This window comes from Streptomyces sp. DSM 40868 (genome assembly GCF_011820545.1).
Lineage (GTDB): Bacteria > Actinomycetota > Actinomycetes > Streptomycetales > Streptomycetaceae > Streptomyces > Streptomyces eurythermus.
Window position 1 is genome coordinate 5,282,794 of sequence record NZ_CP050504.1, and the last position, 15,736, is coordinate 5,298,529.

Sequence of the window (15,736 nt, forward strand, 5' to 3'; positions counted from 1 at the left end):
ACACGGGGGCCGTGCGGCGGACCGCCTCGTTTTGACCCGCCCGGGGGCCAGCCGGTAACCTGCTTCTTCGTTGTGTATTGGCTTGCTCATTCTCACGGGACGGGCCCTTACACCGGTCCACCGGGCCGATGACCAGCGACCCCACGCACGCGGTTTGCGTCGCCGCCGTGGGTCAAGGCTGTCGTGATCGTTTCGGTGACCTTGTTTAGGACCATTCACTCGAAGCGAAGGCTACGAACCGTGCGTACGTACAGCCCCAAGCCCGGCGATGTGACGCGCCAGTGGCACGTCATCGACGCTCAGGACGTTGTCCTGGGCCGTCTCGCCACCACTGCTGCGACCCTCCTCCGGGGCAAGCACAAGCCGATCTACGCGCCGCACGTCGACGCTGGTGACTTCGTCATCATCATCAACGCCGACAAGGTGCACCTGTCCGGCAACAAGCGGACCCAGAAGATGGCCTACCGCCACTCCGGCTACCCGGGTGGTCTGCGCTCCGTCCGTTACGACGAGCTGCTGGACAAGAACCCGGAGAAGGCCATCGAGAAGGCCGTCAAGGGCATGCTCCCCAAGAACTCCCTGGGCCGTCAGATGCTCTCGAAGCTGAAGGTCTACAAGGGTGACCAGCACCCGCACGCGGCCCAGCAGCCGGTGCCGTTCGAGATCACCCAGGTCGCGCAGTAAGTCCGGCCACCCCCTAAGACTGAACAGAATCTGAGGAGAATCGTGGCCGAGACCACTGCCGAGCAGCCGCTCGAAGAGCTTGACATCGACAGCTACACCACCGAGTCCGAGGTCCCCGTCGAGGGCGAGTACACCTCGGAGTCCCTGGCCTCCCGCTTCGGCGAGCCGCAGCCGGCCGCCGGCCTGGGCCGCCGCAAGAACGCCATCGCCCGCGTCCGGATCGTCCCGGGCACCGGCAAGTGGAAGATCAACGGTCGCACCCTCGAGGACTACTTCCCGAACAAGGTGCACCAGCAGGAAGTCAACGAGCCGTTCAAGGTGCTGGAGCTCGACGGTCGTTACGACGTCATCGCCCGCATCGCCGGTGGCGGTGTCTCCGGCCAGGCCGGTGCGCTGCGTCTCGGTGTCGCCCGCGCGCTGAACGAGGCCGACGTCGACAACAACCGCGGCCCGCTGAAGAAGGCCGGCTTCCTCAAGCGCGACGACCGTGCGGTCGAGCGCAAGAAGGCCGGTCTGAAGAAGGCCCGCAAGGCTCCGCAGTACAGCAAGCGCTAAGCTTCGCTGCCTGCTCGTACGTGGTACGGGCTTCGGCCCCGCGTACTCCGAACGCCCCGGCGGCACGCCACATGTGCCCCGGGGCGTTCGCTTATCCCAGCCAAGGGCGTATAACGGCACAAGACGCTCAAAGGCTTGTGTGATCGGATATCGGGTCGCCTGCCACCCCGACGCGGCGCGGTCCGCTTCCGACAACGATGCTTCCTCAGGAGGACAAGTGGGACGACTCTTCGGCACGGACGGCGTGCGCGGTGTCGCCAACGCGGATCTGACGGCCGAGCTGGCGCTGGGCCTCTCCGTCGCCGCGGCGCATGTGCTGGCCGAGGCGGGCACCTTCGAGGGCCACAAGCCGACGGCGGTGGTCGGACGGGACCCGCGCGCGTCCGGGGAGTTCCTGGAGGCCGCGGTGGTGGCCGGGCTGGCCAGCGCGGGCGTCGACGTCCTGCGGGTCGGCGTGCTGCCGACGCCCGCGGTGGCGCACCTCACCGGCGCGCTCGGCGCCGACCTCGGCGTGATGCTCTCCGCCAGCCACAACGCCATGCCGGACAACGGCATCAAGTTCTTCGCCCGCGGCGGCCACAAACTCGCCGACGAGCTGGAGGACCGGATCGAGGCGGTCTACGACTCCCACCGGCACGGCGAGCCCTGGGAGCGGCCGACGGGCGCCGGCGTCGGCCGCGTACGGTCGTACGACGAGGGCTTCGAGCAGTACATCGCCCATCTGCTGGCGGTGCTGCCCAACCGGCTCGACGGCCTGAAGATCGTCCTGGACGAAGCACACGGCGCGGCCTCGGGGGTCTCGCCGGAGGTGTTCGCCCGGGCGGGCGCCCAGGTCGTCACGATCGGCGCCGAGCCGGACGGGCTCAACATCAACGACGGCTGCGGCTCGACCCACCTGGACCTGCTCAAGGCCGCGGTCCTCGAGCACGGCGCGGACCTCGGCATCGCGCACGACGGTGACGCCGACCGCTGCCTGGCCGTGGACCACACCGGCGAGGAGGTGGACGGGGACCAGATCCTCGCCGTGCTCGCGCTGGCGCTGCGGGAGCGGTCCGCGCTGCCGTCCGACACGGTGGTGGCCACCGTGATGTCCAACCTCGGCTTCAAGCTGGCGATGGAACGCGAGGGCATCCGGCTCGTGCAGACGGCCGTGGGCGACCGGTACGTCCTGGAGGAGATGAAGGAGCACGGCTACGCCCTCGGCGGCGAGCAGTCCGGGCACGTCATCATCCTCGACCACGCCACCACCGGCGACGGCACGCTGACCGGCCTGCTGCTGGCCGCGCGGGTCGCGCAGACCGGCCGTACGCTGCGGGAGCTGGCCTCCGTCATGGAGCGGCTGCCGCAGGTCCTCATCAACGTGCCGGACGTGGACAAGTCGCGGGTGAAGACGTCCGCCGACCTCGCCGCCGCGGTCGCCGAGGCGGAGCGGGAACTCGGCGAGACCGGGCGGGTGCTGCTGCGGCCGTCGGGCACGGAGCCGCTGGTGCGGGTGATGGTGGAGGCCGCCGACATCGAGCAGGCCCGGGCGGTCGCGGGACGGCTGGCCGACGCGGTGAAGGCGGCGCTGGGTTAGCAGCGGGACCGGGCGGGGCCGGGGCCTTCAAGGGCGTTGTCGCCGACGCTCCCAGAAATGCTTCTGAGCGAGCAGGGTGACGGTCCCCGCCAGCACGATGCCCAGCAGGTTCAGCAGGAGCTGGACGGACGAGCCGCTGGTCTGTGACGTGTCGCCGTAGGCCAGCGCCACCGCCGCGTTGGCCGCGGCCGGGACCGTGGTCACCGAGATGGCCACGCCCACCAGGGCGCCCGACTTGGCGGAGGTCAGGGACAGGATCCCGGCGATGCCGGCGAGCACCGCCACGACGAACGAGAACCAGTCGGGCGCGTAGATGAACCCGGTGTTCGGCCGGGCGCCCTCCAGCTGGTCCTCGCTGAACAGCCCGGTCGCGTCCATCAGCAGGCTGAAGGCGGACGTCAGGGCCATGGCCACCGCGAAGCCCACCAGCAGGGCGAGCACCGAGCGCCAGGCCAGGCGCGGCCGGCGCCGTACCAGCGCCGCGCTGATGCCGGCCAGCGGTCCGAACTCCGGGCCGACCGCCATCGCGCCCACGATCAGGATCGCGTTGTCCAGCACCACACCGCAGGCGGCGATCATCGTGGCCAGGGTGATGAACGCGAGGTAGGTGACCGAGAGCGTCGACTCCTCGTGGGTGGCCTCGATCAGGCCCTCCCACAGCACCGCGTCCGCGCCCTCGCCGGGCGCCTCCCTCTCGGCCTCCTCGGCCCGCCGGGACAGCGACAGGCCGATGTCCTCCACGGCGATGGAACCGGTGTCCTCCAGGCCCAGCCGCCGTAGTCCGGCGATGAGTTCGTCGCCCGCCTCGCGCGCCACGTCGCACAGGACGAGGTCGCCGACGGGGTCGCGGGCGGTGCCCGGCAGGACGACTAGGTGGGTGGTGCCGACCGTCCGCTCGATCAGCCGCACCACCTCCTCCGTCTGCCCGGCCGGGGTGATCAGGCGCAGATGCAGCATGCGCCCATCCAACCGGACCGGCTACAGCTTGCGCAGCCGCAGCCGCTGCACCTTGTGGTCCGGGCCCTTGCGCAAAATGAGGCCGGCCCGGCCGCGGGTCGGGGCGATGTTCTCCACCAGGTTCGGCTTGTTGATGGTCCGCCAGAGCATGCGCGCGTAGTCCAGGGCCTCCTCCTCGGAGACCTGGGTGTACTTGCGGAAGTACGACGACGGGTTCTGGAAGGCGGTCTGCCGCAGCTTCCGGAAGCGGCTGAGGTACCAGCGCTCGATGTCCTCGGTGCTCGCGTCGACGTACACGCTGAAGTCGAAGTAGTCGGCGAGACCGACCCGGGTACGGCCGTCCTTGCCGGGCAGGGCGGGCTGGAGGACGTTCAGGCCCTCCACGATGAGGATGTCCGGCCGGCGGACGACGAGGCGTTCGCCCGGCACGATGTCGTAGATCAGGTGGGAGTAGACCGGCGCGGACACCTCGTCCTTGCCGGCCTTGATGTCGGCGACGAAACGGGTCAGGGCCCGGCGGTCGTAGGACTCGGGGAAACCTTTCCGCGACATCAGGCCGCGGGCCTCCAGCTCCCGGGTGGGCAGCAGGAAGCCGTCCGTCGTGACCAGTTCCACGCGGGGGTGCTCGGGCCAGCGGGAGAGCAGGGCCTGGAGCAGGCGGGCGACGGTGGACTTGCCGACGGCCACGGAGCCGGCGACCCCTATCACGAACGGGGTGCCGGACTGGGAGCCCTTCTCCCCGAGGAAGGTGTTCAGCGCGCCGCGCAGACCGTCCGTGGCGCCGACGTAGAGGTTGAGGAGCCTGGAGAGCGGGAGGTAGATGTCCCGCACCTCGTCCAGGTCGATGACGTCACCGAGACCGCGGAGCTTCTCCACCTCCTCGGCGCTGAGCGGCAACGGCGTCTTGTCGCGCAGCGCGCTCCACTCGGCGCGGGTGAGATCGACGTAGGGAGTCGCCTCCGGCCTGTGCCGGTGGGCGCTCCGGGGCATCGAGGAGACCGGTGAGATCACAGTCCATTGTTAACGGAGTTTGAACGGGGTGGTGGGGTGGGGTGCGTCACGTGGCCTGCGGCGGTAGACCGGACGGTGTTCCTCCCCGAGCTGCCGGGGAGGAACACCGTCCGTGCCGCTACGGCCGTTCGACCAGGTACTTCACGGAGTCCACGACGAACTCGCCGTACTGGAGAGCCGATCCGACGGCCTCCAGCCGCTGGTACTGATCCGGGGACAGTGAGGCGTCCGGCGCGCATCTCATCGTTCTGAGCAGCACCCGGAACGCCAGGTCCGGGGTGCAGCGGCGCGCGCAGTCGGTGAGCGCCGCTCGGACCTCGGGGTCCAGGAACCGTGCCGCGTCGATCTCGGCGAGGACCGCGTCGAGGCAGGCGGCGCCGTCCTCCGCGTCCGCGCCTGTGAACGGGTCTGCCTCCGCGCCCGTGGACAGCCGTGCCTCACACAGCTCGACGACCGTCCGCGTCCACTCGGCTGCCCCTCCCAAGGGCTGGAGGTCAGGCATGTACTGCGTGCCGGCGTACCAGAGCACCTCCAGCGCCGGAGAAGGGAGGTTGCCGAGAACCCGGGCATCCCGGTGTACCGCCAGCACCTCCTTGCCCCCCGAGGCCGCGAAGTACTTGGCGACGACTTCGGCGGCCGAGCCCCCGTCGTGACTCCAGTCCTGATGGAACAGACCCATCACCCGGGGCACACCGAAGTCGAAGTCCGTGAAACGCGACATCCTGCCCTCCACCTTGCTGCCGCGGAGCTCCCACTGCTGCGCCGGCGAGCCGTTGCACGTGTAGACCTGGACCGGCGTACCGTTCTGGTCCTCACCGCCCTGGACATCAAGGCATTTGCCCTGTGCGGCGTGTACCTCGATGACGGTCGGACTGGTGCCCACCCAGCCGACGCGCCCAATACTGCCGGTCGGCGAGGGCATGCAGCTTGTCGGCGGGCTGGTTCAGGCCGTCCTGGGCGGTCGCGGCCATCGACGTGCCACCCAGCCGCAGGACGTCGCTCATCAGACACTGATCCTGCCGCAGTTGTTCCGCCGCGGTGTCCTCGAACCACCCGTAGGTTCCTGCCGGTTCGGCGGACAGTCGTACCGAACCAGGTTGCACCGCGACGGCCAGTGCGGCAACGCAGGTCACGGCAGGGGTCAAGCCGCGTGATCTCCGTCTTCTGGGTGGGCGTGAATATGGTTTCAGGCGCACGGAGAAGCGGTGGCGCTGGCAAAGTCGTGTGACTCCTGTGCGCGGCCGTGGCCGCCGAGGTGCCCGTCTACCAGCCCTTGATGTGTGGAAGCTGTGTGTTTTCTGTTCGGGCGCGGTGTCGCCTGCGTGGTGGTCTTCTGATGTTGACCGGCTTTCCCCCCGTGTCGGTGCCGAGCGTATGCCCCTGGCCCTTCGTACGACGGTGGGAATTTCTGATTCCGGGCAGGGTTCGGCCGTTTCTGATCGGTTGTGGCGCTTAGGCTGCCGCTCATGTGCGGAATCGTGGGATACGTAGGGTCACAGTCGGCGCTGGATGTCGTGATGGCCGGGCTGAAGCGGCTGGAGTACCGGGGCTACGACTCGGCGGGGGTCGCCGTGCTCGCGGACGGCGGGCTGGCCGCCGCGAAGAAGGCCGGGAAGCTGGTCAACCTGGAGAAGGAGCTGGTCGAGCGGCCACTGCCGACCGGTTCGACCGGTATCGGGCACACCCGCTGGGCCACCCACGGCGGGCCCACGGACGCCAACGCGCACCCGCACCTGGACAACGCCGGCCGGGTCGCCGTGGTGCACAACGGCATCATCGAGAACTTCGCCGTACTGCGCTCCGAACTCGCCGAGCGCGGGCATGAGTTGACCTCCGAGACGGACACCGAGGTCGTCGCCCACCTGCTCGCCGAGGAGTTCTCGGTCACCGCCGACCTCGCCGAGGCGATGCGGCTGGTGTGCCGCCGGCTGGAAGGCGCGTTCACCCTGGTCGCGGTGCACGCCGACGCACCGGACGTGGTGGTCGGCGCCCGCCGCAACTCCCCGCTGGTGGTGGGCGTCGGCGAGGGCGAGGCGTTCCTGGCCTCCGACGTCGCCGCGTTCATCGCCCACACCCGCTCCGCGATCGAGCTGGGCCAGGACCAGGTGGTCGAACTGCGCCGGGACGGCGTCACGGTGACCGGCTTCGACGGCCGCCCGGCCGACATCCGCTCCTACCACGTGGACTGGGACGCCTCCGCCGCCGAGAAGGGCGGCTACGACTACTTCATGCTCAAGGAGATCGCCGAGCAGCCCAAGGCCGTCGCCGACACCCTGCTCGGCCGTATCGACCCCAGCGGCTCGCTGACCCTGGACGAGGTGCGCATCAGCCCCTCCGAACTGCGCGAGGTCGACAAGGTCGTCATCGTCGCCTGCGGTACGGCCTTCCACGCCGGCCTGATCGCCAAGTACGCCATCGAGCACTGGACCCGCATCCCCTGCGAGGTCGAGCTGGCCAGCGAGTTCCGCTACCGCGACCCGATCCTGGACGGCCGCTCCCTGGTGATCGCCATCTCCCAGTCCGGCGAGACCATGGACACCCTGATGGCGCTGCGGCACGCCCGCGAACAGGGCTCCAAGGTGCTCGCGATCTGCAACACCAACGGCTCGACCATTCCCCGCGAGTCCGACGCCGTGCTGTACACGCACGCCGGCCCCGAGGTCGCCGTCGCCTCGACCAAGGCCTTCCTCACCCAGCTCGTCGCCTGCTACCTGGTCGCCCTGTACCTCGGCCAGGTGCGCGGCACCAAGTGGGGCGACGAGGTCCACGCGGTCATCAAGGACCTGTCCCGGATCTCGCACGAGGTGGAACGGGTCCTGGAGACCATGGAGCCGGTCCGGGCGCTGGCCCGCACCCTGGCCACGAAGAACACCGTCCTCTTCCTCGGCCGGCACGTCGGCTACCCGGTGGCCCTCGAAGGCGCGCTGAAGCTCAAGGAACTCGCCTACATGCACGCCGAGGGCTTCGCCGCCGGCGAGCTGAAGCACGGCCCGATCGCGCTGATCGAGGAGGACCTGCCGGTGGTGGTGGTCGTGCCGTCCCCGCGCGGCCGGTCCCTCCTGCACGACAAGATCGTGTCGAACATCCAGGAGATCCGCGCGCGCGGCGCCCGCACCATCGTCATCGCGGAGGAGGGCGACGAGACGGTGGTCCCCTACGCCGACCACCTGATCCGCATCCCGGTCACGCCGACGCTGCTCCAGCCGCTGGTGGCCACCGTGCCGCTGCAGGTCTTCGCCTGCGAGCTGGCCACGGCCCGGGGCAACGAGGTGGACCAGCCCCGGAACCTGGCGAAGTCCGTCACCGTGGAGTGAGACGTCCACGCCCGCTCAGTGGACGGAGAAACCGCCGTCCACGTGGATCGACTGGCCGGTGACATAGGCGGAGGCACCGCTCGCGAGAAACACGGCCGCGCCCGCGAAGTCCTCGGCCAGGCCGTTGCGGCCGGTCATCGTGCGCGCGGCCAGGGCCGCCACCCGCTCCGGGTCGGCCGACAGCCGCGCGTTGAGCGGGGTCATCACAAAGCCCGGGACCAGGGTGTTGCAGGTGACCCCGTACGGCGACCACGCCTCGGCCTGGGAGCGGGCCAGCGACTCCAGCCCGCCCTTCGACACGCCGTAGGCACCGCTCTGCACGAACGCCCGGTGCGCCTGCTGGGAGCTGATGTGGATGATCCGGCCGAAGCCCCGCTCGGCCATCCGCGGCCCGAACCGCTGCCCCAGCAGGAACGGCGCCTCCAGGTTCACCGCCATGGTGGCGTCCCACACGTCCTCGCCCAGCTCGCCCAGCGGCGGACGCAGATTGATCCCGGCGGAGTTGACGAGGATGTCGGGTTCCCCGAACACGGCCACCGCGTCCTCGGCGGCCGCGCGCACCCCGTCCCGGCTGCCCAGATCGCCGCTCACCCAGGCCGCCCGGCAGCCGTCGGCCGTCAACTCCGCGACCGTGTCGGCGAGTTCCCTCTCCCGCCGGGCCACGACCACGACGCTCGCCCCGGCCCGCGCCAGCGCCCCGGCGACGGCCCGCCCGATGCCCGAGCTGCCCCCGGTCACCAGCGCGACACGGCCGTCCAGCGCGAACAGGCCGGAGAGATAAGCGTTCGATGAGGTCATGTCCGCAGCGTAGGTGACGTGGTGTCGCCGGTACGCCGTCGGCCCGGGTCGTAGGGTGCTCGGCATGAGCATCATCGGGGTGGGCATCGACGTCGCCGAGATCGACCGGTTCCGGGCGTCCCTGGAGCGGACGCCGGGGCTGGCCGACCGGCTGTTCGTCGAGCACGAACTGCTGCTGCCCAGTGGGGAACGGCGCGGCATCGCCTCGCTCGCGGCCCGGTTCGCCGCCAAGGAGGCGCTGGCCAAGGCGCTGGGGGCACCGCCGGGACTGCACTGGACCGACGCCGAGGTGTACGTGGAGGACAGCGGCCAGCCCCGGCTGCGGGTGAAGGGCACGGTGGCCGCGCGCGCGGCCGAGCTGGGCGTACGGGCCTGGCACGTGTCGCTCAGTCACGACGCCGGTGTGGCCTCGGCCGTGGTGATCGCCGAGGGCTGACCGGACCGGCCCCGCGGGTGTGGACGGCCCGGGTTCGGGGGCAGACTCGGTGCCATGCGAACTGCGTACAGCGTGGAGACGGTAAGGGCGGCCGAACGGGCCCTGATGGCACGGCTGCCGGAGGGCGCGCTGATGCAGCGGGCCGCCGCCGGGCTGGCCGCCGCCTGCGCCGGACTGCTCGGGTGGGTGTCCGGCAGCCGGGTGGTGCTGCTGGTGGGCAGCGGGGACAACGGCGGGGACGCCCTGTACGCGGGGGCCCGGCTGGCCCGGCGCGGCGCCGGGGTGACCGCCGTCCTGCTCGCGCCCGGACGGACCCACGCCGCCGGGCTCGCCGCGCTGCGCCGGGCGGGCGGCCGGACCGTCACGGCGGATCGGGGCGAGGAGGCGATCGCGCGGGCCCGCCTGGTCGTGGACGGGATCGTCGGCATCGGCGGCAAGGGCGGGCTGCGGCCGGACAGCCGCACGGCTCGCCGAGGCGGTCGCGCGGTCCGGGGCCGCCGTCGTCGCCGTGGACCTGCCCAGCGGCGTCGACGCGGACACCGGGGAGGTGCGGGGGGCCGCGCTGCGCGCCGACCTCACCGTCACCTTCGGCGCGTACAAGCCCGGGCTGCTGGTGGATCCCGCGCGGGAGTACGCCGGAGTGGTCCGGTTCGTCGGCATCGGCATCGAACCGCCGCCCGCCGACGCCGTACTGCAGGCCCTGCAACACGCGGACGTGGCACGGCTGTTGCCGACTCCGGAGGCGGAGAGCGACAAGTACCGGCGCGGGGTGGTCGGCATCGCGGCGGGCTCGGCCCGGTACCCGGGCGCGGCCGTGCTGGCGGTGTCCGGGGCGCTGCGCGGCGGGGCCGGGGCCGTACGGTACGTCGGCCCGGCCGGGGACGCGGTCCTCGCGCGCTTCCCGGAGACCCTCGTCTCCGACGCCGGACCCGCCAAGGCCGGCCGGGTGCAGGCGTGGGTGACCGGGCCGGGCGCCGGGGACGACGCGGCGACCGTGGCCGAGGTGCTGGCGACGGACGTGCCCGTACTGCTCGACGCGGACGGGCTGCGGCTGGCCGACCGGGACACCGTACGGGGGCGCGGCGCGCCGACGCTGATGACCCCGCACGCGGGCGAGGCCGCCGCGCTGCTGGGGGTGCGGCGCGAGGAGGTCGAGGCCGCCCGGCTGGCCGCGGTGCGCGAACTGGCCGCGGCCTACCGGGCGACGGTCCTGCTGAAGGGCTCCACCACCCTGGTCGCCGGCCCCGGCGGCGGACCGGTACGGGTCAACCCCACCGGCACCCCCTGGCTGGCCACGGCCGGCAGCGGCGACGTGCTCTCCGGCCTCGCCGGCTCCCTGCTGGCGGCCGGCCTGGACCCGCTGGACGCCGGGAGCGTGGCCGCGTACCTGCACGGCCTGGCGGGCCGCTTCGCCGCGCAGGGAGCGCCGACGGGGGCCCACGACGTGGCGGACCGGATCCCCGAGGCTTGGCGGAACGTACGGGGGTGAGCCGCCGGGATGCGGCGCCTGGGTGGGCTGCGGGCGTCGGGGGCGAGCCCGATGTGCCGCGGGTGCCGGGTCGTTGGGCGGGGTGGACGTGCTGCGGGGCCGGGCCGAGCCGTCGTCGGTGGCCGCGAGGTCCGGGGCGCGGGGAGCGTGGCCGCTTGGCGCCTGGCGTCCGGCTCCCGGGCCCCCGACTGTCGGCTCCCAAGCCCGGCCTCCCGGCTGCCGGCTCCGGAGCTTGCCTCCTGACCCCCGGCTCCCGGCCCCTGGCTGCCGGCTCCAAAGCTTGTCTCCTGACCGCCGGCTCCCGGCTCCGGGTTCCGCCCCTGGCTGCCAGCTCCTGCAGCTTGTCTCCCGACCCCCGGCTCCCGGCCCGCAGCTCCCGGGCCCGCTCCCTGCTCCCGGCGTCCCTGGCTACTGGGCCCCGGAGCTTGGCGCCCGGCCCAAGCCCCCGGCCCCCGGCCCCCGGGGGCCCTCGGTGGCCTCTGAGAGACTGGGGCGCGATGACTGAGACAGCAGCTGAGCCGACCGCCGCCCTGCGCGCCCGCGCCGAGATCGATCTGGGCGCCCTGCGCGCCAATGTGCGTGCCCTGCGCGCCCGGGCGAAGAGCGCCGCCGTGATGGCCGTCGTCAAGTCCGACGCGTACGGCCACGGCGCGGTGCCGTGCGCCCGCGCCGCCCTCGCGGCCGGTGCCACCTGGCTCGGCACGGCCACCGCCGAGGAGGCCCTCGCGCTGCGGGCCGCCGGGCTGCCCGGCCGTCTGCTGTGCTGGCTGTGGGTGCCGGGCGGCCCCTGGCGGGAGGCCGTCGAGGCCGACATCGACGTGTCGCTGAGCGGCATGTGGGCGCTGCGCGAGGTCACCGCCGCCGCCCGCGCGGCGGGCCGGCCCGCGCGCGTGCAGCTCAAGGCCGACACCGGGCTCGGCCGCAACGGCTGCCAGCCCGGCGCCGACTGGGCCGAACTGGTCGGCGAGGCGCTGCGCGCCGAGGCCGAGGGGCTGGTCCGGATCACCGGACTGTGGTCGCACTTCGCGTGCGCCGACGAGCCGGGGCACCCGTCCATCGCCGCCCAGCTCACCCGGTTCCGGGAGATGGTGGCCTACGCCGAGGAGCGGGGCGTACGGCCCGAGGTGCGGCACATCGCCAACTCGCCGGCCACCCTCACCCTGCCCGAGACCCACTTCGACCTGGTCCGCACCGGCATCGCGATGTACGGCATCTCGCCCAGCCCGGAACTGGGCACCCCGGCGGACTTCGGGCTGCGCCCGGTGATGACGCTCAGCGCCTCGCTGGCCTTGGTCAAGCAGGCGCCGGGCGGCCACGGCGTCAGCTACGGCCACCACTACGTCACCCCCGGCGAGACCACCCTCGGCCTGGTGCCGGTCGGCTACGCGGACGGCATCCCGCGGCACGCCTCGGGCACCGGCCCGGTGCTGGTCGGCGGCAAGTGGCGGACGGTCGCCGGACGGGTCGCCATGGACCAGTTCGTGGTGGACCTCGGCGGCGACGAGCCCCCGGTGGGGACCGAGGCGGTGCTCTTCGGACCGGGCGACCGGGGCGAGCCCACCGCCGAGGACTGGGCGCAGGCCTGCGGCACGATCGCGTACGAGATCGTCACCCGCATCGGCACCCGGGTCCCGCGCGTCCATGTGAACGAGCGGGAAGCCGGGTAACCCGTCCCGGAGCGACGCCCCGGGCCACCGGCGTCACCCGATGGCTCCGGCCACCCGTCGGCGCCATCCGTTTCGCCCGTCCAGGCGAACTCCAGCAGGGGAAGAGGAGCGGTACGTGAGCGAGAGCAGCGCGCAGACCGTGGCGGACGTCGTCGCCTCGGCCGCCTCCGCCTCCGCCGCGGGGGCGGCCGGGAGCTGGCGCAGGGCGACCGGCATCGCCGGTGCGGCGCTGGGCGTGCTCGCCGGCGGGCGCGGCGGCCGGCGTCGCCGTGGAGCGGATGACGGTGGGGCGCGAGGTGCGCCGCAAGGCCCGGCTGGCGCTGGACGCGGCCGGCCCGTACGGCACCCTGCGCGGCACTCCCGGAACGGCGTACGCCGACGACGGCACCGAGCTGTACTACGAGGTCGACGAGGCCGAGCCCGACCCGGGACCGGACGTCTCCCCGCGCCGGCGCCGGCTCTTCGGCCGCAAGGCGCCCGCCCCGGTCACCGTCGTCTTCTGCCACGGCTACTGCCTCGGCCAGGACTCCTGGCACTTCCAGCGGGCCGCCCTGCGCGGGGTCGTGCGGAGCGTGTACTGGGACCAGCGCAGCCACGGCCGGTCCGGGCGGGGCGTGGCCCAGACCCGGGACCGGGTGCCGGTCACCATCGACCAGCTCGGCCGGGACCTGAAGGCCGTGCTGGACGCCGCCGTACCCGACGGCCCGGTGGTGCTGGTCGGGCACTCGATGGGCGGGATGACGGTGATGGCGCTGGCCGCCCAGTACCCCGAGCTGATCCGGGACCGGGTGGTCGCCACCGCCTTCGTCGGCTCGTCGTCCGGACGGCTCGGCGAGGTCAACTTCGGGCTCCCGGTGGCCGGCGTCAACGTGGTGCGCCGGATCCTGCCCGGGGTGCTGCGGGCGCTCGGCCGGCAGGCGGAGCTGGTGGAGAAGGGGCGCCGGGCCACCGCGGACCTGTTCGCCGGCATCATCAAGCGGTACTCGTTCGCGGGCCGGGAGGTCGACCCGTCGGTGGAGCGGTTCGCCGAGCGGATGATCGAGTCCACGCCGATCGACGTCGTCGCCGAGTTCTACCCGGCCTTCACCGACCACGACAAGACCGAGGCGCTCGCCTGCTTCCGGGACCTGCCGGTGCTGGTGCTGGCCGGCGTGCAGGACCTGGTCACGCCCAGTGAGCACAGCGAGGCCATCGCCGGCCTGCTGCCCGACGCCGAGCTGGTGCTCGTACCGGACGCCGGGCACCTGGTGATGCTGGAGCATCCCGAGGTCGTCACCGACCGGCTCGCCGACCTGCTCACCCGCGCGGGAGCGGTGCCCGCAGGGGCTACCGTAAGTGGCTATGGAACGACCAGCAGCACCAGCAGCGCACGAGGCCGCTGAGATCCGGCTGACGATCACCTCCCCCGAGCAGATGCGGGAGCTGGGCCGGCGGCTGGCCAAGCTGTTGCGCGCGGGCGACCTGGTGATGCTCAGCGGAGAGCTCGGCGCAGGCAAGACCACCCTGACCCGGGGTCTCGGCGAGGGGCTCGGGGTGCGCGGCGCGGTCACCTCGCCGACCTTCGTCATCGCCCGGGTGCACCCGTCCCTCGGCGACGGCCCGCCCCTCGTGCACGTGGACGCCTACCGCCTGGCCGGCGGCCTGGACGAGATGGAGGACCTGGACCTCGACGTCTCGCTGCCCGACTCGGTGATCGTCGTGGAGTGGGGCGAGGGCAAGGTCGAGGAGCTGACCGAGGACCGCCTCCAGGTCGTCATCCACCGCGCGGTCGGCGACACGACGGACGAGGTCCGGCACGTGACGCTGACCGGGCTGGGGGAGCGGTGGGCCGAGGCGGGCCTGGAGACGCTGACGGGCTGAGCGCCCGCGGCCGGCCGGCGGCGCGGCGCCTTACCGGATCACCACCACGGGCACCCCGATGGTGGCGAACTGCCACAGCGCGTCGCCGTCCGCCCGGCTCTCCCGGATCCCGCCCGTCCTCACGTTCGGGTCGGCCGCCGGGGCCGCCCCGCCGTGCACGGCCGCGCTGAACCCGATCACCACCCCGTCCACGCTGGTGAACCGCACCACGTGTTCGACGGGCAGGCCGTCGGTGCCGGTGGCCGTGTTGGAGCGGGAGGTGACCCAGTACGTGCCCGGCGCCGGGTCGACGCTGCCCGGGCGCACGGTGAAGGTGCGCCGTACCCGGTTGCCGGGGGCGACCAGCCAGACCCGGTCGTCGTCCACCGAGTACACCACCCGTTCACCCGTCCCGGAGCCGTCCGGCAGGGCGGCCGGGTGCCGGCGGTCCCGGGGCGCCTTGGCCTTCGCCGTCGCCGACGCGCTCGCCGCCGCCCCGTCGCGCAGCGCGGCCGGCACCGTCGCCTCGGCTCGCAGCGCCAGGAAACCGACCGTTCCCAGGGCCGCCGCGGTGAGGCCGGCCACGATCGCCGAGCTGGTCCCTGCCACCTGCGCCCACCTCTGCTTCGCGTCCGCTTCCAGCCTGGTTTGAGGCATATGTCGTATTCGTGGAGACCGTAGCAGCCGGTAGCCGTTCGTCCCGGGCGGCCGTGCGCGAGCCGCGGGCGCCGTAGGCTGTTCGCGTGCTCTTGCTCGCTCTGGATACCGCAACACCCGCCGTCACCGTCGCGCTGCACGACGGCACGGACGTCATCGCCTCGTCGAGCCAGGTGGACGCGCGCCGGCACGGAGAGCTGCTGCTGCCGGCCGTCGACCGGGTCCTCGCCGAGGCCGGACTGAAGCTGGAGTCCGTCACCGGCGTCGTCGTCGGCACCGGGCCCGGCCCCTACACCGGCCTGCGCGTCGGCCTGATGACCGCGGACACCTTCGGCCTCGCGCTCGGTGTCCCGGTGTACGGCGTGTGCACGCTGGACGGCCTCGCCTACGCCGCCGACATCGAGAAGGGCCCCTTCGTCGTGGCGACCGACGCCCGGCGCAAGGAGGTCTACTGGGCGACGTACGCCGACTCCCGCACCCGGCTGACCGATCCGGCCGTGGACCGCCCCGCCGACATCGCCGAGCGGGTCGCGGGCCTGCCCGCGGTCGGCGCGGGCGCGCTGCTCTACCCGGACACGTTCCCGAGCGCCCACGAGCCCGAGCACGTCTCCGCCGCCGCGCTCGCCTCGCTCGCGGCGGAGCGGCTGGCCGCGGGCGAGGAACTGCCCGCGCCCCGGCCGCTGTACCTGCGCCGCCCGGACGCCCAGGTCCCCAAGAACTACAAGGTGGTCACCCCCAAGTGACACAGCCGGC

Annotated in this window: 14 protein-coding genes and 3 pseudogenes; 10 read left to right on the plus strand and 7 right to left on the minus strand. The window is 72.9% G+C overall.

Annotated features, from left to right (window positions below):
• Positions 1-240: 240 nt before the first annotated feature.
• From rplM to glmM, 3 genes are all read left to right on the plus strand, one after another.
• Entirely contained in the window at positions 241-684 is a 444-nt protein-coding gene (rplM, locus tag HB370_RS24250; RefSeq protein ID WP_014674395.1) for a 50S ribosomal protein L13, read from the plus strand.
• A gap of 42 nt (positions 685-726) precedes the next feature.
• Entirely contained in the window at positions 727-1,239 is a 513-nt protein-coding gene (gene rpsI, locus HB370_RS24255; RefSeq protein WP_030601145.1) for a 30S ribosomal protein S9, read from the plus strand.
• A 217-nt stretch (positions 1,240-1,456) separates the two neighbouring features.
• The gene (gene glmM / locus HB370_RS24260) at positions 1,457-2,815 is read left to right on the plus strand and encodes a phosphoglucosamine mutase (protein ID WP_030778545.1); all 1,359 of its coding nucleotides are present in this window, start codon (positions 1,457-1,459) and stop codon (positions 2,813-2,815) included.
• A 27-nt stretch (positions 2,816-2,842) separates the two neighbouring features.
• Here glmM and HB370_RS24265 read toward each other — a convergent pair whose 3' ends face one another.
• From HB370_RS24265 to HB370_RS24280, 5 genes and pseudogenes are all read right to left on the minus strand, one after another.
• Entirely contained in the window at positions 2,843-3,772 is a 930-nt protein-coding gene (locus tag HB370_RS24265; protein WP_030778546.1) for a DUF389 domain-containing protein, read from the minus strand.
• A 21-nt stretch (positions 3,773-3,793) separates the two neighbouring features.
• A complete protein-coding gene (gene coaA, locus HB370_RS24270) occupies positions 3,794-4,783 on the minus strand; it encodes a type I pantothenate kinase (protein ID WP_030778550.1) in 990 nt (329 codons plus the stop codon).
• 118 nt (positions 4,784-4,901) lie between these two features.
• Positions 4,902-5,504 (minus strand): hypothetical protein, encoded by a 603-nt coding sequence (locus tag HB370_RS24275; protein ID WP_030778552.1) that lies wholly within the window; start codon positions 5,502-5,504, stop codon positions 4,902-4,904.
• A gap of 69 nt (positions 5,505-5,573) precedes the next feature.
• A pseudogene (locus HB370_RS42710) lies at positions 5,574-5,645 on the minus strand (hypothetical protein); the annotation flags it as partial.
• The gene (locus HB370_RS24280) at positions 5,611-5,928 is read right to left on the minus strand and encodes a hypothetical protein (protein ID WP_342450959.1); all 318 of its coding nucleotides are present in this window, start codon (positions 5,926-5,928) and stop codon (positions 5,611-5,613) included. The pseudogene HB370_RS42710 and the gene HB370_RS24280, both read right to left, overlap by 35 nt.
• A 321-nt stretch (positions 5,929-6,249) precedes the next feature.
• Here HB370_RS24280 and glmS point away from each other — a divergent pair, with 321 nt between their 5' ends.
• The gene (gene glmS, locus HB370_RS24285; protein ID WP_030778554.1) at positions 6,250-8,097 is read left to right on the plus strand and encodes a glutamine--fructose-6-phosphate transaminase (isomerizing); all 1,848 of its coding nucleotides are present in this window, start codon (positions 6,250-6,252) and stop codon (positions 8,095-8,097) included.
• A 15-nt stretch (positions 8,098-8,112) separates the two neighbouring features.
• Here glmS and HB370_RS24290 read toward each other — a convergent pair whose 3' ends face one another.
• Positions 8,113-8,895, minus strand: coding sequence for an SDR family oxidoreductase (locus HB370_RS24290; protein WP_030778556.1), 783 nt, complete (start codon positions 8,893-8,895; stop codon positions 8,113-8,115).
• 64 nt (positions 8,896-8,959) lie between these two features.
• Here HB370_RS24290 and HB370_RS24295 point away from each other — a divergent pair, with 64 nt between their 5' ends.
• The 5 genes and pseudogenes from HB370_RS24295 to tsaE all read left to right on the plus strand — a co-directional run bounded on the left by HB370_RS24295 (position 8,960) and on the right by tsaE (position 14,347).
• On the plus strand, positions 8,960-9,331 hold the full coding sequence (locus HB370_RS24295) for a holo-ACP synthase (protein WP_030778558.1): 372 nt from the start codon (positions 8,960-8,962) through the stop codon (positions 9,329-9,331).
• Positions 9,332-9,385: 54 nt separating this feature from the next.
• Positions 9,386-10,820, plus strand: a pseudogene (locus HB370_RS24300) (NAD(P)H-hydrate dehydratase).
• Between the two features lie 497 nt (positions 10,821-11,317).
• On the plus strand, positions 11,318-12,487 hold the full coding sequence (gene alr, locus HB370_RS24305; protein WP_030778561.1) for an alanine racemase: 1,170 nt from the start codon (positions 11,318-11,320) through the stop codon (positions 12,485-12,487).
• Between the two features lie 115 nt (positions 12,488-12,602).
• A pseudogene (locus HB370_RS24310) lies at positions 12,603-13,869 on the plus strand (alpha/beta hydrolase).
• A complete protein-coding gene (gene tsaE, locus HB370_RS24315; protein ID WP_030778565.1) occupies positions 13,829-14,347 on the plus strand; it encodes a tRNA (adenosine(37)-N6)-threonylcarbamoyltransferase complex ATPase subunit type 1 TsaE in 519 nt (172 codons plus the stop codon). Before HB370_RS24310 ends, tsaE begins: the two are co-directional and overlap by 41 nt.
• A gap of 30 nt (positions 14,348-14,377) precedes the next feature.
• On the opposite strand, the gene HB370_RS24320 is transcribed toward tsaE, so the two are convergent.
• Entirely contained in the window at positions 14,378-14,935 is a 558-nt protein-coding gene (locus HB370_RS24320) for a hypothetical protein (RefSeq protein ID WP_030778567.1), read from the minus strand.
• 134 nt (positions 14,936-15,069) lie between these two features.
• On the opposite strand from HB370_RS24320, the gene tsaB reads away from it, so the two are divergent.
• Entirely contained in the window at positions 15,070-15,726 is a 657-nt protein-coding gene (tsaB, locus tag HB370_RS24325; protein WP_030778569.1) for a tRNA (adenosine(37)-N6)-threonylcarbamoyltransferase complex dimerization subunit type 1 TsaB, read from the plus strand.
• The last annotated feature ends 10 nt before the right edge of the window (positions 15,727-15,736 follow it).